General features: G+C 42.6%; 21 protein-coding genes. 20 read left to right on the top strand and 1 reads right to left on the bottom strand.

Features of this window, described 5'->3' with window-relative positions:
- The first annotated feature begins 149 nt into the window (after window positions 1-149).
- The 18 genes from AAJP47_RS10375 (at window position 150) to AAJP47_RS10290 (ending at window position 22,310) form a co-directional block, all read left to right on the top strand.
- Complete coding sequence (locus tag AAJP47_RS10375; protein ID WP_346717852.1) at window positions 150-1,397, top strand: lipocalin family protein; 1,248 nt, start codon at window positions 150-152, stop codon at window positions 1,395-1,397.
- 385 nt (window positions 1,398-1,782) lie between these two features.
- Complete coding sequence (locus AAJP47_RS10370) at window positions 1,783-3,228, top strand: glyceraldehyde-3-phosphate dehydrogenase (RefSeq protein ID WP_346717851.1); 1,446 nt, start codon at window positions 1,783-1,785, stop codon at window positions 3,226-3,228.
- A 315-nt stretch (window positions 3,229-3,543) separates the two neighbouring features.
- Entirely contained in the window at window positions 3,544-4,749 is a 1,206-nt protein-coding gene (gene cgtA, locus AAJP47_RS10365) for an Obg family GTPase CgtA (RefSeq protein ID WP_346717850.1), read from the top strand.
- A 78-nt stretch (window positions 4,750-4,827) separates the two neighbouring features.
- Window positions 4,828-6,000, top strand: coding sequence for a glutamate 5-kinase (proB, locus tag AAJP47_RS10360; protein ID WP_346717849.1), 1,173 nt, complete (start codon window positions 4,828-4,830; stop codon window positions 5,998-6,000).
- Window positions 6,001-6,442: 442 nt separating this feature from the next.
- Window positions 6,443-7,579 (top strand): uroporphyrinogen decarboxylase, encoded by a 1,137-nt coding sequence (gene hemE / locus AAJP47_RS10355; protein WP_346717848.1) that lies wholly within the window; start codon window positions 6,443-6,445, stop codon window positions 7,577-7,579.
- A gap of 121 nt (window positions 7,580-7,700) precedes the next feature.
- The gene (gene argC / locus AAJP47_RS10350) at window positions 7,701-8,768 is read left to right on the top strand and encodes an N-acetyl-gamma-glutamyl-phosphate reductase (protein ID WP_346717847.1); all 1,068 of its coding nucleotides are present in this window, start codon (window positions 7,701-7,703) and stop codon (window positions 8,766-8,768) included.
- A 103-nt stretch (window positions 8,769-8,871) separates the two neighbouring features.
- Entirely contained in the window at window positions 8,872-9,738 is an 867-nt protein-coding gene (locus AAJP47_RS10345) for a hypothetical protein (protein WP_346717846.1), read from the top strand.
- Between the two features lie 353 nt (window positions 9,739-10,091).
- Window positions 10,092-10,487 carry an ATP-dependent Clp protease adaptor ClpS gene (locus AAJP47_RS10340; RefSeq protein ID WP_346717845.1) on the top strand — a complete coding sequence of 132 codons (396 nt, stop codon included), beginning with the start codon at window positions 10,092-10,094 and terminating at the stop codon, window positions 10,485-10,487.
- Between the two features lie 788 nt (window positions 10,488-11,275).
- Window positions 11,276-13,843 carry an ATP-dependent Clp protease ATP-binding subunit ClpA gene (gene clpA, locus AAJP47_RS10335; RefSeq protein ID WP_346717844.1) on the top strand — a complete coding sequence of 856 codons (2,568 nt, stop codon included), beginning with the start codon at window positions 11,276-11,278 and terminating at the stop codon, window positions 13,841-13,843.
- A 178-nt stretch (window positions 13,844-14,021) separates the two neighbouring features.
- Window positions 14,022-14,759: a uracil-DNA glycosylase gene (locus tag AAJP47_RS10330; RefSeq protein WP_346717843.1), complete on the top strand. Its 738-nt coding sequence runs from the start codon at window positions 14,022-14,024 to the stop codon at window positions 14,757-14,759.
- Window positions 14,760-15,335, top strand: a complete 576-nt coding sequence (gene tadA, locus AAJP47_RS10325) for a tRNA adenosine(34) deaminase TadA (RefSeq protein WP_346717842.1) — start codon at window positions 14,760-14,762, stop codon at window positions 15,333-15,335.
- Between the two features lie 168 nt (window positions 15,336-15,503).
- Window positions 15,504-16,286: a (d)CMP kinase gene (gene cmk, locus AAJP47_RS10320; protein WP_346717841.1), complete on the top strand. Its 783-nt coding sequence runs from the start codon at window positions 15,504-15,506 to the stop codon at window positions 16,284-16,286.
- Between the two features lie 303 nt (window positions 16,287-16,589).
- Entirely contained in the window at window positions 16,590-18,278 is a 1,689-nt protein-coding gene (gene rpsA / locus AAJP47_RS10315; protein WP_346717840.1) for a 30S ribosomal protein S1, read from the top strand.
- A gap of 350 nt (window positions 18,279-18,628) precedes the next feature.
- Window positions 18,629-18,934, top strand: coding sequence for an integration host factor subunit beta (locus AAJP47_RS10310; RefSeq protein WP_346717839.1), 306 nt, complete (start codon window positions 18,629-18,631; stop codon window positions 18,932-18,934).
- Between the two features lie 115 nt (window positions 18,935-19,049).
- The gene (locus AAJP47_RS10305; RefSeq protein WP_346717838.1) at window positions 19,050-19,457 is read left to right on the top strand and encodes a lipopolysaccharide assembly protein LapA domain-containing protein; all 408 of its coding nucleotides are present in this window, start codon (window positions 19,050-19,052) and stop codon (window positions 19,455-19,457) included.
- A 75-nt stretch (window positions 19,458-19,532) separates the two neighbouring features.
- On the top strand, window positions 19,533-20,231 hold the full coding sequence (gene pyrF / locus AAJP47_RS10300; RefSeq protein WP_346717837.1) for an orotidine-5'-phosphate decarboxylase: 699 nt from the start codon (window positions 19,533-19,535) through the stop codon (window positions 20,229-20,231).
- Window positions 20,232-20,499: 268 nt separating this feature from the next.
- Entirely contained in the window at window positions 20,500-21,300 is an 801-nt protein-coding gene (locus tag AAJP47_RS10295; RefSeq protein ID WP_346717836.1) for a metallophosphoesterase, read from the top strand.
- 173 nt (window positions 21,301-21,473) lie between these two features.
- Window positions 21,474-22,310: a histidine phosphatase family protein gene (locus AAJP47_RS10290; protein WP_346717835.1), complete on the top strand. Its 837-nt coding sequence runs from the start codon at window positions 21,474-21,476 to the stop codon at window positions 22,308-22,310.
- Between the two features lie 231 nt (window positions 22,311-22,541).
- Here AAJP47_RS10290 and rpsT read toward each other — a convergent pair whose 3' ends face one another.
- Window positions 22,542-22,808, bottom strand: coding sequence for a 30S ribosomal protein S20 (gene rpsT / locus AAJP47_RS10285; RefSeq protein ID WP_010200097.1), 267 nt, complete (start codon window positions 22,806-22,808; stop codon window positions 22,542-22,544).
- 471 nt (window positions 22,809-23,279) lie between these two features.
- Here rpsT and AAJP47_RS10280 point away from each other — a divergent pair, with 471 nt between their 5' ends.
- Entirely contained in the window at window positions 23,280-23,981 is a 702-nt protein-coding gene (locus tag AAJP47_RS10280) for an NAD-dependent epimerase/dehydratase family protein (protein ID WP_346717834.1), read from the top strand.
- Between the two features lie 286 nt (window positions 23,982-24,267).
- The gene (rraA, locus tag AAJP47_RS10275; RefSeq protein WP_346717833.1) at window positions 24,268-24,801 is read left to right on the top strand and encodes a ribonuclease E activity regulator RraA; all 534 of its coding nucleotides are present in this window, start codon (window positions 24,268-24,270) and stop codon (window positions 24,799-24,801) included.
- Window positions 24,802-24,918: the final 117 nt, after the last annotated feature.

Raw genomic sequence — 24,918 nt, 5'->3', positions numbered from 1 at the left:
TAAACGTCTCAATACATATTTATTATATTTAATTTTTAGAGCCCTACCTCTTACCAGAGTATTTGCTGCAAGAGCCTGATGCATAGAACATTAGATCTAATCGATGATATACAAAGTATTTTAACAGTCACTATTAATATGGTATTTCTATGAAAACCAATAAGTTACCTAAATCAGCATGGTCTGATTCTCAGGAAGCTGGTTCTCAGTCTCAACAGGCTAGCCAGTCAAGCAGCGCTTATCTAAATGATAATGATAAGCGACAGACCAGCGATGCGAGCAATGATTCTAGTTATAACCCGGGCAGTGCCAACGATGATTATGCCTCTTATTTGGCTGAAACGGCACCTTTGCAAGACAGTTATTTTGGTTATAAAAGTGCTGACAAAAACCTGACGCAGACACCAGAGTCTCTGACGGTTGAGAGCAATGACAGAAATAGTGAAACCAGCATTAATAGTGACAGTTTTGATACGGCTAATGGCTACAAAAAGCCGCAGCAACTTGACCAAGTTAAATCAGGTCAAAGCAAATTAAGTCAAAGCCAGCCAAGTCAAAGCCAACAAGCGCTTAACCAAAAAGAGCCGTTCCTGTCGGAATTTTTTGAAGATAGAGACAGTCTTCTAACAGAAGATTCAGAAGGAAGCGTGACTTCTTTTTCTAAGACTACCAATCCCTCTTATAAAGAAATACCAGAGCGTATATTTATGAACGGGCTGATAAAGCATACGGGAATTGCCTTGGCTATTATCATACCTTTAGCCGCGTTTTCTGCTTATGCAGCAACACCGCCGATGACCTCTACTACCAATGCAGACATGACGACAAATACCACAATGACTAACACCACTACAGAGACAGCATCAGTTAAACCGGATGCCATTATTCATAAATCTGCTAGCACACCAACTACTGTTGATAACGTAGATTTAAAGAAGTATGCCGGAACTTGGTATGAAATCGGGCGCTTACCTATGTATTTTCAGCGTAAATGCGCGGGTGATGTTACCGCCAATTATACCGAAAAGACAGATGGTTCAGGTATCGTCGTTACCAATAAATGCGTAGATAAAGACGGCGCTAGTATTACTGCGGAAGGATTGGCAAAGCCAGTTGATGCCACAGGCAGTAAATTAAAAGTTACTTTTTTGCCTTCATGGATTCGCTGGTTACCCGTTGGTCGAGCCGATTATTGGGTATTAGCACGTGATCCAGATTATAAAACGGCACTGGTAGGAACGCCTGATAAAGACTATTTATGGCTGCTTGCTCGTTCGCCTAATATCAGTCAAGAAACCTATGCAAAATATCGTCAAATCGCTCAGCAGCAGGGATATGATCTAAAAGAGTTCAAATTAACCGCGCAGAGCAATCAAACAGTTAAATTGGTTCCTTAGTCACTCATCGGCCCGATTTCACAGAAATTAGGCAGTATGATATTGGATGTGAAAGGCTAAGCTGCATTTAAGAGTTCAATAGTGTTTGAGATACATGGTATTTGGAATAATAAAGAGCAAATAGGAATGTTCCCGCATTACGGCTCTTTATTTTTTTGATAACCAGCATAGGTTTGAAAAATACGTTATAAACCTGAGTAAAACGGTTATCGCTGGCAAAATTAGGCATTTTAGTCTAAAATCTAACCGATCTAAATACTCTGAAGCCAATCACTGACACTTACTGTGTTTAGTCGCCACCCTCGAGTAATGATTTAGACTACTCATAAACCCTCTGATTTATATTTCTTTATACTCTACTGATTATACATTACTGACCATAAGGATGTTTCTCGTGAGCAACGCTGATACCTTACGCCAATTGCATCAAAACCATTTGAATAACTATAACAACCAAGAGCAACACGCGATTGAACTTATGGGGCTATTGAACACGCTCTATAATAAGCAAGATGTTCAAGTGACGCTGTTCGGTGACACCTTAAACACGGCTTCAGTTGGCCAAATACTAGCCTTGCATCAAAAAACAGCACTACGCAATAAAGCGGCAACAGCGATCGATATCGCTGATACTTTGGCGATGGTCAAAGCACTGGCAACGAACACCAGTCTTCAATCAGCCCAAGTTGATGTCGGACAACTGATAGCCAATGACAGCGATTTACAAGCAGCGCTGCAAGCAATCAATACCGATCAGAACACCGCCAATGCTGCAACTGACGTTGTGCTATATGGCTTTGGTCGTATTGGTCGTATCCTAACGCGTTTACTCCTATCACAAGCATCTAGTGCCAAAGGCTTGCAGTTAAAAGCTATTGTGGTACGTCCTACCGCTGCAGGTGATTTGGCAAAACGTGCCTCATTGTTAGAGCGTGACTCAGTTCATGGTGGTTTTGCAGGCGGCGTCGTGGTTGATGAAGAGAACAATGGTTTGATCATCAATGGCCGTTTTGTGCAAGTTATCTATGCCAATGATCCGAGCGATATCGATTACACCGTTTATGGTATCGATGGTGCGCTTGTTATCGATAACACCGGTATTTGGAAAGACGAAGCGGGTCTTGGTAAACATCTACAATCGACTGGCGTGAAAAAAGTGTTGCTAACGGCGCCGGCAGGTGGTGAGATTAAGAACGTTGTTTACGGTGTAAATAATGACACAGTGGCTGAAGATACAATTGTTAGTGCCGCGAGCTGTACTACCAATGCGATTACGCCAGCTTTAAAAGTGTTGCATGATGAGTATGGTATTGAAAATGGTCATGTTGAAACCATTCACTCATTTACCAATGACCAAAACCTAATCGATAACTATCACAAAGCCGATCGCCGTGGCCGTAGCGCGGTACTTAATATGGTTATGACCAGCACTGGGGCTGCAAAAGCAGTCGGTAAAGCGTTACCTGCTTTGAGTGGTAAATTAACGGGTAATGCCATTCGTGTACCAACGCCAAATGTCAGCTTAGCGATTTTGAACCTAAATCTGAAAACGGCACCAGAGAGTGTGGATGCGTTGAATGAATTTATGTACAACATCTCTAATAGTAGCACGTGGCAAACACAGATTGCTTATACCGATTCTACAGAAGCGGTATCGACTGATTTTGTTGGTGATACTCACGTGGGTATTGTAGATGCACAGGCGACCATTTTGACGGACAATCATGCGATTGTTTATATTTGGTATGACAATGAAGTAGGCTACAGCACGCAAGTATTACGTTTGGCCACACAAATGGCAGGCATCAGCTATACTCAAGTTCCCGCATAAAAAGTCTGTATGTTGACCTTGAAACGTAATAAAATGCGGTAATAAGCATAAAGCCAAAACGATTTCTGAATTGCATGATGGTCAGAGCGTTTGGCAAGGTATGAAATGTGGTACCCAAGCACCCGATAGTCCGATTGATTATCGGGTGTTGTTGTCATAATGAATGGTAAGTACAGATATTAAGTACAAACATCAAGCATGTGGTTGTTGATACTCAAACCACATGACTGCTTTAAAACTCTATAGTAAAACCCTAAAATACAGCCGTTGGTTGTAACCAGTGTATAAACTGGATTGTGAATTAAGGAACGTAAGATGCGATTTATTGATGAAGCCGTCGTAACGGTAAAAGCAGGTGACGGTGGTAACGGAATCGCCAGTTTTCGCCGAGAAAAATATGTCCCGCGCGGTGGGCCTGATGGTGGTGATGGTGGTAAGGGCGGTGACGTCTATGTCATTGCAGAGGACAACACCAATACTCTAGTTGACTATCGTTATACCCGTCGTCATGACGCCATGCGAGCTGAGAATGGTCACAGCAGAAACTGTTCAGGTAAAGGGTCAGATGATCTTTATTTACCTGTACCAGTGGGTACGACGGTCGTTGATACCGAAACCGACGAAGTGCTAGGTGATTTGATTGAAATTGGTCAGACACTACTGATTGCCAAAGGTGGTGATGGTGGTTTGGGCAATACCCATTTTAAAAGCTCGACCAACCAAGCACCGCGTAAAGCCACGTCAGGTTTTGAAGGTGAGCTAAAAGTTCTTAAGTTTGAGCTAAAAGTTGTGGCTGATGTTGGCTTGATTGGTTTGCCTAATGCTGGTAAATCTACTTTTATCCGCCAAGTCTCTGCTGCTAGACCCAAAGTTGCTGATTACCCATTTACCACGCTGGTTCCTAATCTAGGTGTGGTGGATATTGGGCGTCATCGCTCGTTTGTAATGGCCGACATTCCTGGTTTGATCGAAGGCGCATCAGAAGGCGCAGGACTCGGTATTCGCTTCTTAAAGCATGTTGCGCGTACGCGTCGCCTGTTACATTTAGTTGATGTCAAGCCTGTTGATGGTAGCGACCCGGTCGAAAACGCTCGCGTCATCTTAAATGAGCTTGAGCGTTTTTCGCCTGAATTGGCTAACTTGCCGCAGATTTTGGTATTAAACAAAATTGACCAAGTCAATGATGAAGATTTGAATGCACTTTGCACACATATCGTGGCAGAGCTTGGCTGGACAGGGATGGTATTTCGTACAGCAACCCTGACAGGGGAAGGCGTTGATGCCGTTAAATATCATTTGATGAATGATATCGAACTTGAGCGTGAGCGTGAAATAGAAGACCCTATCTTTGCTGAAGCGCAAAAAGAGCGTTTTGAGCGCTTGGAAGCTGAAGTGCGTCTGAATACTGAAGCACAGCGTGAAGCTTACCGCGCCGCTCGCAAAGCGGCACGTGAAGGCTTAGATCCATCTGATTTTGATGATGACGACGACGATGGCGTTGAGGTAGTATATGTGCCTTAAGTCAATGTATTTAGAGAAGTACACTTAAATGTTTTAAATAAGTCCCATAATTCATTCATATAAAAAACAGGAGTTTATATGGCAGTTGACATACAAAACACGACCGAAGAAGCAAGGTTTATCAAACAACCCCGCAACTTTAATATTCAACGCGTTATTGTCAAGATTGGCTCATCATTGTTGACCAATAATGGTCGAGGCCTAGATCGAACTGCCATATATGAATGGGCAAAACAGATTGCAAAATTGCACAACCAAGGCATAGAGATTTTGCTGGTTTCTTCAGGCGCAGTGGCTGAAGGGGTCGTGCGCATGAACTTAGAAGAGCGCCCTAAAAAACTGGTTGCGTTGCAGGCTTGTGCGTCCATTGGTCAGATGGGTTTGATTGAAACCTGGTGGTCAGCATTGATACAGCACGGTGTGCAAAGCGCTCAGTTACTGTTAACTCATGATGACTTGTCCAATCGTCGTCGCTATCTGAATACCACTGGTGCATTAACGCAGCTTCTAGATTGGCGCGTTTTACCCGTGATTAATGAAAACGATACCATCACTATTGATGAGATCAAATTCGGTGACAACGACACATTGGGCGCGATGGCCGCTGCGATGGTCAACGCTGATTTGTACATTATCTTAACCGATCAAGAAGGGGTGTTCACTGATAATCCTCGCGATAATCCTGATGCCAAAATGATTCGTCAAGAGCGAGCAATGGCCGATTATCTATTTGACATAGCGGGTGATGGCGGGAAGCTTGGACGCGGTGGCATGTTGACCAAAATCCGCGCAGGTCGTCTGGCTGCAATGGGTGGTTGCCCAACCGTTATTGTGAGCGGAGCCATTGATAATGTGATCACTCGCGTGGTATCAGGGGAGGCCGTTGGTACGTTGCTTACGACCAATGATGAAGACAAAATCATCGCTCGTAAACAGTGGCTTGCTGCGCACTTGCGTATGTCAGGCAGCCTAGTTGTCGATGCCGGTGCTGCAAAAGCATTGACTGAGCACAATAGAAGTCTATTGCCAGTTGGTGTGGTAGAGGTTCGTGGTGGATTTGATGAGGGTGATGTGGTCGAGATTACTCATCAAGACACAGGCGAGCGTATTGCCGTTGGACAAGTGAACTTCTCATCCCATGACGCGCGCCGTGTGGCTCGTGAGCGTACCGAGCATTTCGATAAGATTTTCGGTAGTAACGAAGAGCGAGTGGTTATGGTACACCGTGATAATTTGGCGTTAACGGTATAACGTTTGCGGTGGGTTTATCTTAAAATCGACACCGTGTGTGACTGAGACAAGTTTTTCGTCGCCTCTGTTTAACCGCAGGCAAGGAAAGCTTATATCAGTCGCATCGAGCTATTGACCTAGCGATTTTATTTTAAGCTGACTATAGATTGTGTGAGTCGCAATTTTTATGCGTTTGAGAATTAAACGCTCTTTATCATTACTGATATTATCGCTAGAGTTGTTATTTAAGCGTGAGCGTAAACCATATTTTAAGCGTGAGCGTAAACCATATTTGAAAATGAAGCGGCACATAAAGTATCAAGCATTCTTCACTTAGTTGTTTTCATTCATAAGTGACACGCTTATACATGATAAACGCTGAGCCCTCTTATATTTAACTTATTTTACCCAGTATCGTATTCAGTGTTAAGTATGAATAGGGTGCTGTTTTGGAGATTTGTACATGAGTACATCAGACAATATTGGCTCGACCCCGCAAGGATTTGCGCCATTAAAAAACGACCGATTGCTACGCGCATTGCGTTTTGAACCTATAGATACCACGCCTGTCTGGATGATGCGCCAAGCTGGTCGTTATTTGCCAGAGTACAAGGCGACTCGTGCCGAAGCGGGCGACTTTATGAGCCTATGTAAGGATACGGCTCGCGCAACTGAAGTCACTTTGCAGCCGTTACGCCGCTATGACTTGGATGCAGCTATCTTATTCAGTGATATTTTGACCATTCCTGATGCCATGGGATTGGGGTTGTACTTTGAAACGGGTGAAGGCCCTAAATTTAAACATCCGATTCGTCAGCAAGCGGATCTTGATAGATTACCAGTATTAGATGCTAATGATTCGCTCGATTACGTGATGCGTGCCGTGACCAGCATCCGCAAAGCCCTGAATGGACAAGTGCCTTTATTTGGCTTTTCGGGAAGTCCGTGGACACTGGCTACCTATATGATCGAAGGCGGTAGCTCAAAGGATTATCGTTATACCAAAGGTTTTTTGTACAGCAATCCTGATTTTTTACATCAGCTGTTGGATAAATTGGCCACAGCTGTGATTGATTACTTAGACGCGCAAGTCGTCGCTGGTGCTCAAGTATTACAGATCTTTGATAGTTGGGGCGGAGCGCTTGGTCATCGTCAATTTATTGACTTCTCACATACTTACAATAAGCGTATTGTCGCTGAGCTAAAGTTGCGTCATCCGCAAGTACCCGTGGTGTTGTTTACTAAAGGCGGTGGTCTATGGCTTGACGTTCAAGCAGATAGCGAAGCGGACGCCCTAGGTCTTGATTGGACAATGCCAATTGATCGGGCTAGACAAGTATTAAATGACAGTCAGCGCCAATTGACCAAACAACGTAAAAAACTACAAAGCAGCAAGGCCATTCAAGGGAATTTAGATCCAGCCACCTTGTACGGCTCCCCTGAAACCATACGCACTGAAGTAAAAGCGATGCTTGATAGTGCTTATGCAAGCGGTGAGAAAACAGGCTATATCGCAAACTTAGGTCATGGTATTACTCAATGGGTTAATCCAGACCATGTCAAAGTATTTATTGATGCGGTACATGATTATCAGATTTAAATAAGTCGTTTTAACAACGCCAAAGTTTGAGGTCATCAATATAGCGGCCAAAAACTCGGGTTTTTAAACGCAAATATTGTATTCATTTCGTATTTACGCGCAAAAGAAAAAAGGATGTCTTATGATTTCAGCAGCGATTGTTGGTGGTACAGGTTATACAGGTATCGAGCTGATCCGCTTATTGTCTGCCCACCCTGAGGTGTCTATTGATTTACTCACCTCACGTAGCGAAGCTGGCACCAGAGCTGATGAGATATTTCCAAGCTTACGCGGTATCTCAGACATTGTTTTCAGCGATTTGGGTGACAATACGCTTGCGACATTACAGAAATGCGATGTGGTATTTTTTGCCACGCCGCACGGTGTTGCCATGCAGCAAGCCGAAGCACTGACAGAAGCAGGCGTAAAGGTAATCGACTTGGCGGCTGATTTTCGCTTGCAGTCACTGGCAGACTTTGAGCATTGGTATCAACAATCGCATGCTTGTCCCGAACTTTTGAAAACAGCGGTTTATGGACTACCGGAAGTCAATCGTGACAAACTTGCAAGTGCGCTGGTTGTTGGTAACCCCGGTTGTTATCCGACCACCGCTATTTTGGGTTTAAAACCAATCATTGATACCCAAAATAAGCAGAGCGAGAGATTGATTGATGCTCGTATCGTTATCGATGCAAAATCTGGCGTCTCAGGAGCGGGTCGTCAAGCAAAGCTTGCTCTTAATTATGCTGAAACCACGGACAACTTCAAGGCTTATAGCGTTGAAGGACATCGTCATTTGCCAGAAATTGAGCAAGGCGTTGCACAGCTATTAGACAGTCAGTTTACACATCGCATTCGTTTTTTACCGCACCTTGTACCAATGATACGCGGGATGCTCAGCTCTATTCATATGGAGTTGACTGAGGCAGGCGCCGCTATCGATTGGCAGCAAGCATTTGAAGAAGCCTATGCCTCAGAGGCATTTATTGATGTAATGCCAACAGGTATCTATCCGGATACGCGTAGTGTTCGTGCCAGCAATCGGTTGCGCATTGCAGTGCATCAAGACAACGAGCGCGCTGAGCTCACGGTCATCGTCGTGCAAGACAATTTAGTCAAGGGCGCCGCCGGACAAGCCGTACAGAACATGAATGTCATGTTTGGATTGGATGAGTCGATGGGACTAAATTTTGCGCCTATTGTGCCTTAATAAAGGGAATCTGACTCGTAAGTTATTCATATCTATGGTGCTAGGTATTGATTATAAATTCCGTTATAATGATTTGCCTTTACTGTTAAGAGATATTGTCTAAATGCGTGTCAAGCTTGTACAACGCTTTCGCTCACCATCAGCACGTTTATCGTGTCAACATACTGCTCTTTATGATATAAAGCGTAGACCGTCCTCTCTTAAAAGTAGTGATGGTTTTAGAGGCATGGCTGGTAGCACGCAGCGAGGTGCCTCTACATTGGTGTTGGCGCTATTTATTGTCGTGGTGTTGGTGACTGCGACTGTTGGACTGATATTTGGCCATAAAATCGGGTATCAGCAGGGCTTTCACTCGATGCAAAATGAAACCCAGCAGGCGTTAATCAATAGTACGGAAGCTTCCAAAGAGCTTGATAAGTTACGCCTTAGCAACAAGATAGCCATGACTCAAGCTGCTACGTCTAAGCAAGAGCTGGCGATAAGCTTGGCTAATATAAAAGAGTTACGTGAAAACCAAAAAGAGTTATTGGTTGAAAATAGCCAATTGGCTCAACTGAATGAAGCGTATGCTGAAATTGTCAGCGATAACGGTGGTATGCCTTTACAAGTACTTGGTGCGAAAATTAAACCATTGCCTGAGAACGCGTTTGAGTATGGTTTTGATATTGGCATGCTAAGTAGTGATGGCAAAGCCAAACGCTTGACACCAACATTGACCTTGCTTAATGACAATTCATTGGTTGAAGTGCCTTTAGACCCTGCCAGCTATACTATCGAAGGCATCAATCGTATTCGCGGCCGTTTTACAATGCCTGCAGGCTTTAAGCCGTTACAGGTCAAATTGAATTTGCAAGCTGGTGGTCAGACGGTAGAACAATTATATGATTGGTCACTTGGTGCCAGCGTCGATAGCATGCCGTTGTCACTGTTAGATTTACCAGAAGTGGATGAAAGCCCGATTGAACCTTGATTACGTATGGATCGTAAGTATTGATTGATTGGGATTAACCAATAGTAGTATGAACAACCGAATGCATGAACAAACGAACGATGCTATCAGTTGAACAATACTATCAATCGAACAACCGAAATCGAGCTCATGGCTGTTAAATTCACTACTGTTAGGAAGTTATCTTAATCAGTCTGATCGTCCATTTCCAACAAGATCGAACCTAAAAAACGGCTTACCAGCCATATATAGACAACATCTACGTGACTAATGTCTTAGCAGTTTTGTAATGGACGCATGACATACCTGACTTCCTGCTTTACTCTTCTCTTACTTCAAACTTACCTTGTATTTATATTATTATGACAAAACAAATGATACTAAAATCGACGCCAACCGTTGCGGATTGGCATTTTCCAAATATGCCAGCGCCTCGTGCGCAGGAAGGCGATACAGACAATGAAACATCGCCGCAAGCGGATGTATTGGTAGCAGAGCCAGAAGTGGCCAAGCCGCCTATGTACGCAGTGGTGATGTATAACGACAATTATACGCCGATGGAGTTTGTCGTTTATGTTTTACAGTCTGAATTTCGTCATAGTATGGATTCAGCGGTTGAGATTATGCTGACGATTCACAACACCAGTAAAGGTATTGCTGGGATTTATCCAAAAGACATCGCTGAGACCAAAGCCAAAAAAGTAAACAGTCTTGCACATCGCGAAGGTTATCCGTTATTGACCCAGATTGAGCCCCACCAAGGCGAATAGGTTGTTCAACTTTTTATCTTATCGCTGACTTTATATTGTCACTGATAGGGCATCTGCCTATTCGTTTATTGCCTTTTATCATGTCCTCATAAATACTATAATTTTACAAACACTGTATTTTAAAAAGTCAAACCATCAGCAAGCGCTATCAATGCTTATCACAAGTCTGATAAGCATTTTGCTCCGTAAATGACTGTAGAGCTACCTGTAAAATAAACTCTCAATAAATTGCTATATTGTTTTTATGCTCTTGATTTTTCTATCATATAACCTTATATACTAAGTCACACCGCTGAACAATCATTCTTTTATGCTTGTTTTTTTACTGTTTTTGTTTGCCCTTTAATCCTCTTATTATCCAAACAAAACCACTCAAATCTTCTGTACTCTTATTACTATTTCAATATTGCTTATTTTGACATTGTTTATTTTGATATTGCTGTCATCTACTCAGCTATCATGGTCATACGACTTTGTCTTTATCAATAAGTTGTTTGTCTCTAAATGCGCTTAAACGTACTTCGATACACTTTAGTCTGTGTTAATAGATTGACTCTGATTGAGTATCGTGTTGAGATAAAGATAAGTGAATATGTACCGCTAAATGCTTCATCTGTGACCAGCGACCAGTTCAGCTATTACGATGAAGTCAGCTCTATTTTATTCAGCAATACCTTTTAATAATATAAATATTGCCCTTGAACAATCCATCTACTGCCCTGATTTACTTACTAACTCATTCATAAAGCTATCAATTATAAAGATAGGTATAACCGTAGGAAGTCGCTATGTTAAGTCGTCATCTTGAAGTTTCCTTGCGTTTAGCAATGACACTTGCGCGCCAAAAATCGCATGAATATCTCACTGTTGAACATCTGCTTTTGGCGTTACTAGAAAATACCCACGCTGCCAATACATTGACGGCGTGTAATGCCAACGTTTCCACGCTGCGTACCGAGCTTGAAGCTTATATTAATAAGCACACGCCAACCGTTGACGCAGACACGGAGCAATCGCCGCAACCGACGCAAAGCTTTGATCGTATTTTGCAACGTGCAATTTTTCACGTGCAATCTATTGGTGGTGGCCGTCTTGTTGAAGGCTCAGATATCTTAGTGTCTATGTTCTCAGAACATGATACGTACGCGGTCTATTTACTCAAAAAACAAGGCATCAGCCGTCTTGAGTTGACCCAGTACTTATCACATGGTCAAGACAAAGAAGAGCCGTCTGAACCACGTGCTTCTATGACAGGTGAGCGTCGTAGTGCGTCAGAAAAAACCAGCAAAGATCCGTTGGTAGAATACGCCACAAACCTGAATCAGCGTGCCGCTGAGGGAAAAACGGATCCATTGATTGGGCGCTCTTCTGAGATTGAGCGTGCAGCGCAAGTATTGTGTCGCCGCCGTAAAAACAACCCTTTGCTGGTTGGTGAGCCGGGCGTTGGTAAAACCTCTATCGCTGAAGGTCTAGCGTGGTTAATTATCAATGACAAAGCACCAAAACCGCTTAATGGTTGTGTTATTTATAGTCTCGATATTGGGTCTTTAATCGCAGGTACCAAATACCGCGGTGATTTTGAAAAACGCATGAAGTCATTGCTTGATGCGCTCAAAAACAAGCCAAATGCTATCTTGTTTATTGATGAGATCCATATGATTATTGGCGCAGGATCGTCAATGAGCAGTAATATGGATGTATCGAACCTGATTAAACCAGCGCTTGCCAACGGTGAGCTACGCTGCATTGGTTCAACGACCTTTACCGAATACCGTCAGGTGTTTGAAAAAGATCATGCATTGTCACGTCGTTTCCAAAAGATCGATGTAAAAGAACCCAGTGTCGATGACAGTATCGATATCTTACGCGGTCTTAAACCGCGTTATGAAGAGTTCCACAATGTCGAGTATACCGACGAAGCGCTGGTTTCTGCGGTACAGTTATCTGCCAAGCACATTCATGAGCGCTTTTTGCCCGATAAGGCAATTGACGTGATTGACGAAGCCGGTGCCTATAAGCGTTTGGGTGTGATTCCTGATGCCGCTGACATCGAGGCCGAAGAGAGCTTTATCGCTGATATCGAGCAAGACTTTGATGCTCAGATTGAGGCCAATGACAGCTCGGATGGTGACATTGAACAGGATGCTACTGATAATGAGATGCAGGATGAAGCGGATACGGCAAAAGCCAATGACCGTGCTCAATCCTCTGATGACGCCAAACCATCTAAAGGCAAGAAGAAACCACCGATGAAAATCGATGTGGCCGATATCGAAGCCATTATTGCAAAACTTGCGCGTATTCCGCCCAAATCTGTATCAAGTGACGACAAGAGTATTCTTGAGCACCTAGATCGTGATCTTAAGCATCTCGTGTTCGGTCAAGATGAAGCCATCGAAACGTTGGCCGATGCGATTAAGCTATCACGTGCGGGTCTGAAAGCTGCCGATAAACCCATCGGTTCGTTTATGTTTGCAGGACCGACAGGCGTTGGTAAAACTGAAGTGTCACGTCAATTGGCGAATCTATTGGGCGTCGAGCTAGTACGCTTTGATATGTCAGAATACATGGAGGCGCACACAGCATCACGTTTAATTGGTGCACCGCCAGGTTATGTCGGTTATGACCAAGGTGGTTTGCTGACCGAAAAAATCAATCAGCATCCGCATTGCGTATTACTGCTTGATGAGATCGAAAAAGCCCATCCTGATGTGTTCAACTTGCTACTTCAAGTGATGGATCATGGTACATTGACCGATAACAATGGTCGCGTTGCCATCTTCAAGCAAGTCATTGTGATTATGACCACAAACGTTGGTGCGGACAGTATTAGCCGCTCCTCGATGGGCTTTACACAACAAGATCATAGCCGTGACAATACTGAAGCGCTCAAGCGTGTGTTTACGCCTGAGTTCCGCAACCGGTTAGATGCGATCATTCAGTTTAATCCGTTAGACACGTCAGTCGTGGTGTCAGTCGTTGATAAGTTCTTGGTTGAGCTACAAGTACAGCTCGATGACAAGCAAGTAACGCTAGAGATTGATGATGACGTACGCGATTATTTGGCAGAAAAAGGCTATGATCGTTTAATGGGTGCCCGTCCAATGCAGCGCTTGATTCAAGATGAGATCAAAAAGCCATTGGCCAGTATGATTTTGTTTGGTGACTTGGTCAACGGCGGGGTTGTCCACCTCACCTTAGAACCTGAAGCAGACGACTCGCAAGATGATGCTTCTGTGACGCTGAACAAAAATAGTGGCAAAAAGTCTGATAAAGGGTCAGCGGACAGTCGCATTGTGTTAACGGTCGTCGAGACTCATGCACCGCATCCAGATTCTGAGTCTTTAGCCAGCTAAATCTTTATTACCAATATTATAAGAACGGTTGCTATACTATAAAAACGGTTACTGCGGTAGCCGTTTTTTTATTGCTATAATTTAAACAAAGCCGTTTTAGTATATTGTGTGCATTTACACAAAACGGTTTTATATAGAATATAATGAATTATCTTATAAAAAATAAAAAGGACATCGTATGGAACTGTTTGATGAGCAAACGACAAAAACCCCAGAACAAAAACAAGCCATTTTAGACAATGTACGTTTACCTGAGGATTGGAAAAAAGCACTGGCTGAAGAGTTGACCTCAGATAATATGGACAGTCTCCGAGATTTTTTAAAAGAGTCTTATCAGTCAGGTGGTAATGTTTATCCGCCTGCACCGCTCATGTTCAATGCTTTTAATTTAACGCCGCTATCAAAGGTAAAAGTGGTTATCTTAGGCCAAGATCCTTATCATGGTCCGGGACAGGCCATGGGGCTGTCGTTTTCTGTACCCAAAGCCATTCCCAAACCGCCTTCCTTAAATAACTTATTAAAAGAGATGGCCGATGATATTGGTGTTCATCCCTCGAAGCATGGTGATTTGACCTATTGGGCGGAGCAAGGTGTGCTGCTTTTGAACAGCTCGTTGACTGTCAAAGAGGGCGAGCCAAACAGTCATCAAAACCAAGGCTGGGAGCAGTTTACCGATGCAGTAATCGATGTTGTTAACGAGCAAACAGAGCACACGGTATTTATATTGTGGGGCAGTAAGGCACAAAAAAAGGGTAAGTACATCAATACGGATAAACACCTTATCTTAACAGCCGTCCATCCTTCACCTCTTGCGGCCAATCGTGGGGGATTTTTTGGCTCTAAACCGTTTTCAAAAACCAATGACTACTTAAAGCAACATGGCCAAACGCCGATTGATTGGCAGCTGCCTCAATAAATGACAAATACTTTCAAACTTAATTTAGAGCCGTATCGTTTAGCGGTCAGTCAGTTAACAAGTATAACGCTTGAAAATTGTACGTTTTGGTCGCTACAAGATGTTGGATGGATGCAAGAAGCATTACGGCTTGCCAGACAAGGCGCGTCTTGTGGAGAGGTGCCAGTCGGGGCGGTATTAGTCCATGACCAGCAGATTATTGGCCAAGGGTTTAATGAGCCGATTGGGCGTCACGATGCCACGGCTCACGCTGAAATTGTTGCGCTAAGAGATGCTTGCACGCGTTTAAAAAATTATCGCTTGCCCCTGCAAACAACGTTATATGTCACGCTAGAGCCCTGTACCATGTGTATCGGTGCGCTAATCCATGCACGCGTTGATAGGGTGATATACGCCGCAAGTGAGCCAAGAGCGGGTATGGCGGGTAGTCAAATGAATCTTCCAGTGCAATCTTTTTACAATCATCGTATTCAGGTCAATAGTGGTCTTTGCCAAATACACAGTAGTCAAATGCTTAAAGCGTTCTTTCACGCTCGCCGAAAAGCGGCAAAAAATAGAGTGAATACAATCAATTAACAAGATATTAGTGTTGCTGCTAGTGATAGTAGGGTTTTTTTGATATAATATTGCCCTATTTGACCGCGAAACAGTTATATCACAGTCAAATGTTTGATAAATAAGTAAATGTTGTGATGTTTTTATGATAGAAGCCTTATAAGAATTGTTCATTATTAAGTGAGTACTATGACCGTCTCTACCCCTAATCACTCTACCCTTAATAATGACGGTATCCTTAATAACGATAGTCAGGCTCAATCGCCGCGCTTTCCGGTCATTTGTATCGATGGGCCAAGTGGTGCAGGCAAGGGAACAGTCACGTGGCGCTTAGCTCAAGCGTTGAATTATCAGCTGCTTGATTCCGGTGCCTTATATCGTATCGTAGGGCTAAAAGCGTTTGAAGCAGGTTTACTTTCAGCAGATTCAAGCAAAGTAATTGATGAGACGGCTGTGTTAGAGCTGACACAAGGATTGGACATCGCTTTTGTACCGAATAATGAGTCAGGACGTGTTGATATTTTGGTGAATGGTGAAGCGGTTGGCGAGCAAGTTCGCAATGAAACCATTGGTGGCTATGCCTCACAGATAGCAGTCTTTCCAACCGTTCGACAAGCATTGCTTAAGTTGCAAAAAGACATGGCAACTCGTTCGGGGTTAGTGGCAGATGGTCGTGATATGGGTACCGTTGTGTTCCCAGATGCGGATGTCAAAGTGTATCTGACAGCGAGTGCCAAAGCCCGAGCTGATCGCCGTGTGGCGCAGTTACTACAAGCGGGTCAGCAAGCCGATTTTGATGCCATTTTGACGACCATTAAAGCGCGTGATGATCGTGATGAAAACCGTACGACGGCGCCTTCAAAGCCGGCAGAAGATGCCTTATTGCTTGATAGCTCGACTTTAGATGCTGATACTGTTTACGAACAAGTTAAAAGACATTGCCAAGAAAAAGGGATTTGTTTTAATCGTTAATAAAAACAACATAGTAAGTACCAAAAATTTTGCTATACCCTTTGTTTTTAGTATAAAATTATAGGGTTAAAGTTTTAAGAATTTTATAAAGATTTGCCGCAGAATTGAATTAAGTTTTAATTAAGAAAGAATTTAATATCAGACCTTTGTTGCTAGTGAGCGTTATCAATAATTTGCTTATTAGCAACAAACGTTTTTATTACATGATTGCATAAGATATAAAACCAGTATTCTCGTTTTATGCAGTCATAAATTTGATCCGTACTGTGCTGGACAGGATACGGCTATACAAAGGTAGACATAATGGAATCATTTGCTGAACTATTTGAAGCGAGCATTGAAGAACAGGGTCTGGATATCGAGCGTGGCTCGGTTATCACAGGTACTGTTGTGGCCATCGATAGCGATTGGATCACGGTAGATACTGGTCTTAAATCTGAAGGTATCGTCGCTCGTGAAGAGTTTTTAAGCGAAGAAGGCGAACTTGAAGTTGAAGTTGGCGACAGTGTTGATGTCGTGGTTGAAGCGGTAGATAACGGTATGGGTCAAACCTTACTGTCACGTGAAAAAGCCAAGCGCGTCGAGACGTGGAATGTCCTTGAAAAAATCTATGACAACGATGAAATCGTAAAAGGTATCATTTCTAGCAAAGTAAAAGGCGGTTTTACTGTAGACGTGGGTTCAGTACGCGCGTTCTTACCAGGCTCATTGGTAGATGTACGTCCGATTCGTGACACAACGCATCTTGAAGGCAAAGAGCTAGAATTCAAAGTTATCAAGCTTGACCAAAAACGTAACAACGTTGTGGTTAGCCGTCGCGCAGTTATGGAAGCTGAAAACTCAGCTGAGCGTGAAGAGCTATTGAACAAGCTTGAAGAAGGTATCGAGATCGAAGGTATCGTTAAGAACCTAACTGATTACGGTGCATTCGTTGATCTTGGTGGTATTGATGGTCTATTGCACATCACTGATATGGCATGGCGCCGTATCAAGCACCCATCTGAAGTTGTTGAAGTCGGCCAAGACCTAAAAGTTAAAGTATTGAAGTTTGACCGTGAGCGCAATCGCGTAAGCCTAGGTCTAAAACAACTTGGTACTGATCCTTGGGATAACGTTGGCGGTACATACCCAGTTGGTAGTGTTGTAAAAGCACGTGTAACCAACCTAACTGATTATGGTTGTTTTGCTGAGATTTCTGAAGGTATCGAAGGTCTAGTACACGTATCAGAAATGGATCATACCAACAAAAACATCCACCCATCAAAAGTGGTACAAGTGGGCGATGAAATTGAAGTAATGATTCTTGATATCGACGAAGAGCGTCGCCGTATCAGCCTAGGTATCAAACAGACGCTAGCCAATCCATGGGATGAGTTTGATAAGAAGCATGAGCGCGGTGATAAAATCACTGGTACGATCAAATCAATTACTGACTTCGGTATCTTTATCGGTCTAGACGGTGGTATTGATGGTCTGGTTCATCTGTCTGATATCTCTTGGAACGAAACTGGCGAAGACGCTATCCGTAACTACAACAAAGGCGACACCGTAGAAGCAATGGTATTGTCTGTAGATGCAGAAGCGAACCGTATCAGCCTAGGCGTTAAGCAGTTAAGCTCTGATCCATTCAACGAGTACCTAGTTGGTAACGACCGCGGTGCTATCGTTAATGGTAAAGTGAAAGAAGTTGACGCTAAAGGCGCCACTATCGAACTTGCTGACGAAGTTGAAGCTTACTTACGTGCCTCTGAAATTCAGCGTGATCGTGTTGAAGATGCTACTAAGCACTTGAGCGTTGGTGATGACGTTGAAGCGAAAATCATCAGTGTTGATCGTAAAACACGCAACATCAACTTGTCTATCAAAGCGAAAGACGAAGCTGAAGAGCGTCAAGCGATTAAAGATCTTGGCAGCACGACTACTACTGCAGCGCCAGGTTCTGATGCACAGCCAAAAACTATTGGTGACTTGATCAAAGAGCAAATGCAGTAAGCTGTAAGCTGTAAGTTCTTGATATAAAAGTAATATAAAAAAAAGCGACTTAGGTCGCTTTTTTTTATAATTGGAATTTGTGTTTGCCAATAATTGCCAAGGTTTTTAACTAACTAGGCAAACTCTTGTTTTCATTTACTATAATATCCGCTATCATTTGCAACATTGAGTCACAAGTTACCAGTGATGACTCATACAAGATGAAGACATTGACTTAAGCATTGGACTTTTTAATCCAATAGATATCCTCTCTTAGAAGCAGCGATTCAAAATTGCTGTTGAATAAGGTTCAAAAGCCATGGTCTGATTCATAATCATCTTATCCATTAATTAAAAAGGCAAGCGTAATAATGCAGCAAGCAATTAACAAATCCGAATTCATTAGTAATCTGAGTGCAAACTGTGAGACTATAACTGATACCGTAGTCGATGACGCAGTGCGCGAAATATTAAATCTGATGACCCATACTTTATCCAATGACGGAAGAGTAGAGGTTCGTGGTTTTGGTAGTTTTTGTCTACATCATCGCCGCGCTCGTATGGGCCGCAATCCAAAAACAGGGGAGAGTGTGCCAGTACCTGCGAAGGCCATTCCTCATTTTAAGCCAGGTAAAGCGCTACGTGAAGCGGTGAATGAAAAAGTTGCAAATAATTAATAGTAACCACAGAATGCTGATTTAAAAAGTTTTTAATAAGATAACGTGTTAGAGAGTTTTGCGGACACGTTATCTTATAAAAATTAATGGCATTCCAAACCGAGGTATATGTCTCATGCGATTTTTACTTTTTGTCTTACTATTTTTAAGCTTTGCTTATGCGCTTGGTTTGGTATTAGCGAACAACACAGAAGTGGGTGTAAATTTAATCTTTTCACAAGCGCCAGCAATGAACTTGGGACTGTTACTGATTCTATGTTTGATACTCGGTGTCGTCATTGGTATTTTATTGTCTATACTGATATTCCGCGTTTTACAAAACAAATGGGAAATATCACGTTTGCAAAAGGCGAATACAAACCTACAAGAACAATTGACACAGGCCAATATCGTGATTGATCGTCAAGCGAATTCACCAACGGTAGAAGACGCCGTTTATGGATCTACAGCGAGCAATGTACAAGATACTACCGCCGTCAAGATGGACAATCAGCCTATTCTTACTAAACATAAACGAGACTAAAGTAGTAAGTCATGGGCTTATGACTTAGCTTTATATCTCATTTTTTAATAATCATAATATCAATACGGCATTACCATGAATAACGTAATACAGTCTCCCGTCATCGTTGCTTTAGACAATATGAGCATGGAGGCGTCTCTTGCATTGGCAGATCAACTAGATCCAGCACTGTGCCGCTTAAAAGTGGGTAAAGAGCTATTCACTCGCTGCGGCCCTAACATCGTTCAGATGCTGCATCAGCGCGGTTTTGATGTCTTTTTAGACATGAAGTTTCATGATATTCCTAATACCACCGCCCAAGCGGTATTGGCCGCTGCTGATCTTGGTGTATGGATGGTTAATGTCCATGCCAGTGCGGGCTTAGAAGCCATGACCGTATCAAAGAAGCGCTTATTAGAAGGTGGGTTTGATACATTGTTGATCGCCGTTACTGTCCTAACGTCTATGGATAATGAAGCATTAACGCAAACAGGTATCACAACAGGTTTGGATGAGCAGGTTAGCCGATTGGCTCAGCTTACCAAACAAGCTGGCCTTGATGGTGTGGTATGCTCAGCAAAAGAAGCCAAAGTACTCAAAGCGTTATGTGGTGAAGACTTTAAGCTAGTAACTCCCGGTATTCGCTTACTAGAAGACGATGCTAATGATCAAAAACGTATCTGTACACCAACGCAAGCGCTAAATGATGGTTCCGATTATCTGGTCATTGGTCGCTCTATCACACAAGCGACTGACCCTGCGGCGAAATTACAGAAAATACTGCAGAGTATTTAGTCCATTTAGATAACTAGCGCTTGAATTTAGGCCACGCCTTAATGGCCTGAAGTGAAACAGTAATAACAAAGACAGCCTAATCCGCTGTCTTTTTTTACTTTTTGTGAGTAGTAAAAAAGGTGCTACACTGTTTAAACTTGTGTTTACACCTCTCTCAGAGAGATATTGAGGGTATCAACTTTATTTGCTCCCCTAGAGCCTGTATTGACACTAATTTAGATTTCTATTCAAATTTTTAAAACAGTATTATTGGACGACATCGAACAACATGAAATTACAGATATTAAGTGACTTACATATCGATAGTTATGCACGTCAATCGCACCCTATCGGACATATCCCTAAAACTGATGCAGACATCGTATTAGTGGCAGGCGATACGGCCAATAGTGATAGTGGCATGCCTTGGCTACAAACACAGGCAGAACGCTTGAAAGTGCCTTTGATTACCATTGCTGGTAACCATGAGTACTTTAACGAAGATGTGCTGCATTTTGATAAAAAGTTGGCCACTTGGGATAATTTTGATAATGAGTTGCAGCAGGGCGTAAAAGTATTGCAGTGTCAGCATATTGATATCGGCGACGTGAGGATTTTGGGCTGTACATTGTGGACAGACTATCGATATAACGCCAACGATGAAACCATGATTGCTGCCCGACAATTTATGCGAGACTATAAACAAATATATGCAGGTAATGAGCTGTTTTCACCTGAGGTTTCTATACAGATACATGCAAAGCAGCGCCAATGGCTTCAACAAGCGTTAATAACGGCAAAAGCGCTGGGTAAAAAAACCATTGTGATGAGTCACCATAGCATCAGCCCATTATCAGTGTCTGAAAAATATGCCAGTCTACCGAGTAATGCCGCTTTTGTGAGTGATCTATCGGCATGGATGCACGAAGATTGGGCACCAGCGCTTTGGGTGCATGGTCACACTCACGAAGCGTTTGACTATCGTATTGGTCATACACGTGTGATTGTCAATCCACGCGCTTATCCTAACGAAGTCAGCAGTACGTCTTTAGCATTTGCTTGGGATAGAGTGATTGATTTGGATGAATAGGGTTATAAAAAATGATTCTCTTTATGATCAGCGTCATAATATGTTGGTCGTGACTTTTTTACCAATCAATTAACCAATAAATTAACTAATAAAACGAGGCTGACAGCAGCCTATACAATGACTAAATAGATATTGTATTCATTCTGACCAAAAAATCTGCTACGCTTACTACTATGAGTAAAAATCTAAATAATTCCTTATCAACACCAGCCGTCGAGAAGAGTACGGGTCATACCCCAAGTGCGCCAGCCCCCTCTCATCTGCCTGATAGTATGATCGCTTCTGTCGGCCTACTACCGGAAGGTGAGCGGCTGATTTTATTTACCAGACATTCACTGCGTGAGCGCTCTGATGGCAACGGTTTTGCCAGTTACCAGCTGCCTTTGACGCCTAAAGGTCGTATATTGGCGAAGTCTTGGGGACGTTGGTTGGCAGGGCATCTGCCGTATTCACTTGATGTTGATAGTATTTCAAGTCCAATTGGTCGCTGTATCGATACTGCGCAGCTGATGCAGGAAGGCGCAGGACTGCGACGTGAGATCACGCATCAATCATTATTGGTTGAACCTGGCAGCCTAGTGACTGAACCTGAAATTGCCAATCCCATATTTAAAGAAATTGGCGTCCTAAATTTTATCAATCGATTTTTACAAGGCAATCTTGAAGGCACTAAGAACACTTATCAAGGCGGTCTCGATCTTTTATCGCTTTTTTATCAGCATCAGCCGCAGCATGGACATCTAATGCTTGCCGTCAGTCATGATACTTTACTGTCTGCTTTTTTGGCAGTAATGTTTGATCGAGTTGAGATCGATTGGAATGATTGGCCCAAGATGATGGAAGGGGTGTTTTTGTGGTTTGATGATAAGCCTTTTGATCAAGCAAATGCGCATTTCGTTTGGCGCGGCAAGATATATACTCGTCCGATAAGCGCTCTATTAGATGCCCACCGTAAAGCGGGATTGCATCCCAGCACGCTGCTATTACCACCAGAGGTAAGACTCAGGTAGTATAATCTTTAGGATTTAGGATTTATGGCTGATTGATTCATTATGATAGATGCTGTTATTGATGAATCGTTTTACGGTTTTCTGCTTTGAGCCGTAATTGAAACACATGTCTCTATCTTAGCTAAGGCCTTTTGGACACTCATAAAAAAACCCTACCACCGTATTAGAACCAGTAGCAGGGTTTTAGTCATCACACTACAATCGTGTGATGCGGTCTAAACATCAAAAATCTTAAGCTTGTAAGCCTTTGATTGTTTTGTTTAGGCGGCTCTTACGACGAGCAGCTTTATTCTTATGAATAATACCTTTGTCAGCCATACGATCAAGAACTGGTACCGCTTTTTTATAAGCTTCGGTAGCCGCGTCATAATCTTTAGCTGCGATAGCCGCATCAACACGTTTTAAGTAAGTACGAACCATAGAGCGTTGTGACGCAGAGTTCTGACGACGTTTGGTGTTTTGACGGGCGCGTTTACGAGCTTGTGCAGTATTAGCCACGCGTATCTCCTTGATAAAGACAGATAAAATATGAATGTTGATTGCAATAATGGTTTAACAGTCATTGGTGACGAGCAGCCGTCTCGTCAAACATGATGTCGACGTCTAATATTAAAGTATCTAATATTAATAGATCATCGCAAGCGTCAGAACTGTTTGGAATAATTAAACAGCGTTGACGTGTAAAGCCGGATATTTTAGCAAATTATCACGCTTAGAACAATCTATTTGATGATTAATGCGCAAAGAAGTTATGCTATTCCACTAACAGCGGGTGTTTTAGGGTATTTATACGTTTGACTGACAAGATTATTGCTTTAAAAAGTAGGCTAACTGATAAAATCTCTTACAATAAACTCTGTAGAATAACGTCAGTGAGCCATTAATTTAGGTATGATACTAAACAGATGTGATTTTAAAAGGCACATTTGATGATCATAAATCTCCCAATCGTATATAAGTGGATAGGATATGCAGCGAAAAGCAATTGTAATTGGTGCGACAGGACTGGTAGGTCAGCATCTTGTCAAACAACTGAGTGAGCTTTATGACACGCTAATTGTGATTGCACGGCGTCCACCACGCTATATCAATGCCAGCATGCGTTTTTATCAGGTCAACGACTTCGATAATTTGGCTGAGATATTTGCAAGTGTTGGTGTGGATCGCAAAACAGATGCATTTAGCTGTCTTGGTACGACCAAAAAACAGGCGGGGAGTAGTGAGACTTTTCGAAAAATTGACCATGATTATAATGTAAATTTTGCCAAACTTTGTCAAGAAAGAGGGGTCGAGAACTTCTTTTTATTGTCGGCAATGAATGCAGATATTGACAGTCGTTTTTTATACAATCGAGTCAAGGCGGAGACCGAGCAGTCCATTATTGCATTAGATTTTGCACAGCTTATCATCTTTCGTCCTTCGTTATTATTGGGTAAACACCAAGGTCGACCTCTCGAAAGTATTGGTCAAAAAGCATTTAAGCTAATTTCACCGCTGGTCTCTGAATCACTATCACTGCATCCCATTTCTGCCAAACGTGTGGCTAGTGCGATGGCGATGAGTGCGCATGATATCTATGAGCGTAGCAAATATCGCAGTGAGCCCATGGTTAAGAAAACCCGTATCGTCGAGAATAAGCAGATGCTGGCGATGACGAGATTGAAAGGATAAGAGAGGGAACCTTTTAACCTTTAGTCAGTTTTATAAAGCAGGGTTTCTTTTACTAAATAGCCTAAGTAAAGTATAAACAATATACAATAAAAGCAATTGAGTAAGCGGCATTAATCTCGAAAAAAGACTGTTTAAACATAATGACTTTTAACACAGTGACTTTCATCACAATAATTTTCATTTTAGACCAACCGAAACACAATATAGAATCTCATTAATAATAATGACTTGAAAATTAACAGCGAGAAAGTTAAAACCAAGAGAATTAAAAACAAGGAGCCTGACCATGACAGAATCGATGACCATGAATAAAGAAAACTTTGTGACCTGCGACTTATTAGATGCCAATCCGGAAGCGCAGGTATGCTTGCCTAATATTGAAGGAAAATCGTTTCATCGTTTTGGCGGCCAAAACAGGTTTTGCGGGGAGATTGTGACGGTAAAGTGCTTTGAGGACAACAGCCGCGTTAAGTCACTTTTGAACAGTAACGGTAAGGACAAAGACGGTTATGGTAAAGTATTGGTTGTCGACGGTGGGGGTTCTATGCGCTGCGCGCTACTAGGTGACATGATTGCACAGTCAGCGATTGATAATGGGTGGGCTGGCGTAATCGTATATGGCTGTGTTCGTGATGTCGATGACTTAGCAAAAATGGATATAGGCGTGATGGCGCTGGGCTGTATTCCTCGTAAATCAACGCGTCGTGATGAAGGCCAAACGGATATTGAGATCAGCTTTGGTGATTTAAGGTTACGTTCAGGTATGTTTGTCTATGCCGATAACAACGGTATCATTGCTAGTGATAAGGCGTTAATCTAAAGCGTCGTTAGTTGGCAACATTTATTCTGCACTTAGTATTGAATAACTAACAATTAGAACTTAGCAATTAACGATTAGTAGTTTAGTAGTTAGCAATAAAAGAAAACCTCAGTTGAT

Origin of the sequence: Psychrobacter halotolerans, from assembly GCF_039680845.1 — a bacterium.
Lineage (GTDB): Bacteria > Pseudomonadota > Gammaproteobacteria > Pseudomonadales > Moraxellaceae > Psychrobacter.
This window is presented reverse-complemented; position numbering and strand designations above follow the sequence as displayed.

Coding starts and splice junctions, on each gene's coding strand:
- AAJP47_RS10375 (WP_346717852.1), top strand. CDS start 150: ATGAAAACCAATAAGTTACCTAAATCAGCATGGTCTGATTCTCAGGAA.
- AAJP47_RS10370 (WP_346717851.1), top strand. CDS start 1,783: ATGTTTCTCGTGAGCAACGCTGATACCTTACGCCAATTGCATCAAAAC.
- cgtA (WP_346717850.1), top strand. CDS start 3,544: ATGCGATTTATTGATGAAGCCGTCGTAACGGTAAAAGCAGGTGACGGT.
- proB (WP_346717849.1), top strand. CDS start 4,828: ATGGCAGTTGACATACAAAACACGACCGAAGAAGCAAGGTTTATCAAA.
- hemE (WP_346717848.1), top strand. CDS start 6,443: ATGAGTACATCAGACAATATTGGCTCGACCCCGCAAGGATTTGCGCCA.
- argC (WP_346717847.1), top strand. CDS start 7,701: ATGATTTCAGCAGCGATTGTTGGTGGTACAGGTTATACAGGTATCGAG.
- AAJP47_RS10345 (WP_346717846.1), top strand. CDS start 8,872: ATGCGTGTCAAGCTTGTACAACGCTTTCGCTCACCATCAGCACGTTTA.
- AAJP47_RS10340 (WP_346717845.1), top strand. CDS start 10,092: ATGATACTAAAATCGACGCCAACCGTTGCGGATTGGCATTTTCCAAAT.
- clpA (WP_346717844.1), top strand. CDS start 11,276: ATGTTAAGTCGTCATCTTGAAGTTTCCTTGCGTTTAGCAATGACACTT.
- AAJP47_RS10330 (WP_346717843.1), top strand. CDS start 14,022: ATGGAACTGTTTGATGAGCAAACGACAAAAACCCCAGAACAAAAACAA.
- tadA (WP_346717842.1), top strand. CDS start 14,760: ATGACAAATACTTTCAAACTTAATTTAGAGCCGTATCGTTTAGCGGTC.
- cmk (WP_346717841.1), top strand. CDS start 15,504: ATGACCGTCTCTACCCCTAATCACTCTACCCTTAATAATGACGGTATC.
- rpsA (WP_346717840.1), top strand. CDS start 16,590: ATGGAATCATTTGCTGAACTATTTGAAGCGAGCATTGAAGAACAGGGT.
- AAJP47_RS10310 (WP_346717839.1), top strand. CDS start 18,629: ATGCAGCAAGCAATTAACAAATCCGAATTCATTAGTAATCTGAGTGCA.
- AAJP47_RS10305 (WP_346717838.1), top strand. CDS start 19,050: ATGCGATTTTTACTTTTTGTCTTACTATTTTTAAGCTTTGCTTATGCG.
- pyrF (WP_346717837.1), top strand. CDS start 19,533: ATGAATAACGTAATACAGTCTCCCGTCATCGTTGCTTTAGACAATATG.
- AAJP47_RS10295 (WP_346717836.1), top strand. CDS start 20,500: ATGAAATTACAGATATTAAGTGACTTACATATCGATAGTTATGCACGT.
- AAJP47_RS10290 (WP_346717835.1), top strand. CDS start 21,474: ATGAGTAAAAATCTAAATAATTCCTTATCAACACCAGCCGTCGAGAAG.
- AAJP47_RS10280 (WP_346717834.1), top strand. CDS start 23,280: ATGCAGCGAAAAGCAATTGTAATTGGTGCGACAGGACTGGTAGGTCAG.
- rraA (WP_346717833.1), top strand. CDS start 24,268: ATGACAGAATCGATGACCATGAATAAAGAAAACTTTGTGACCTGCGAC.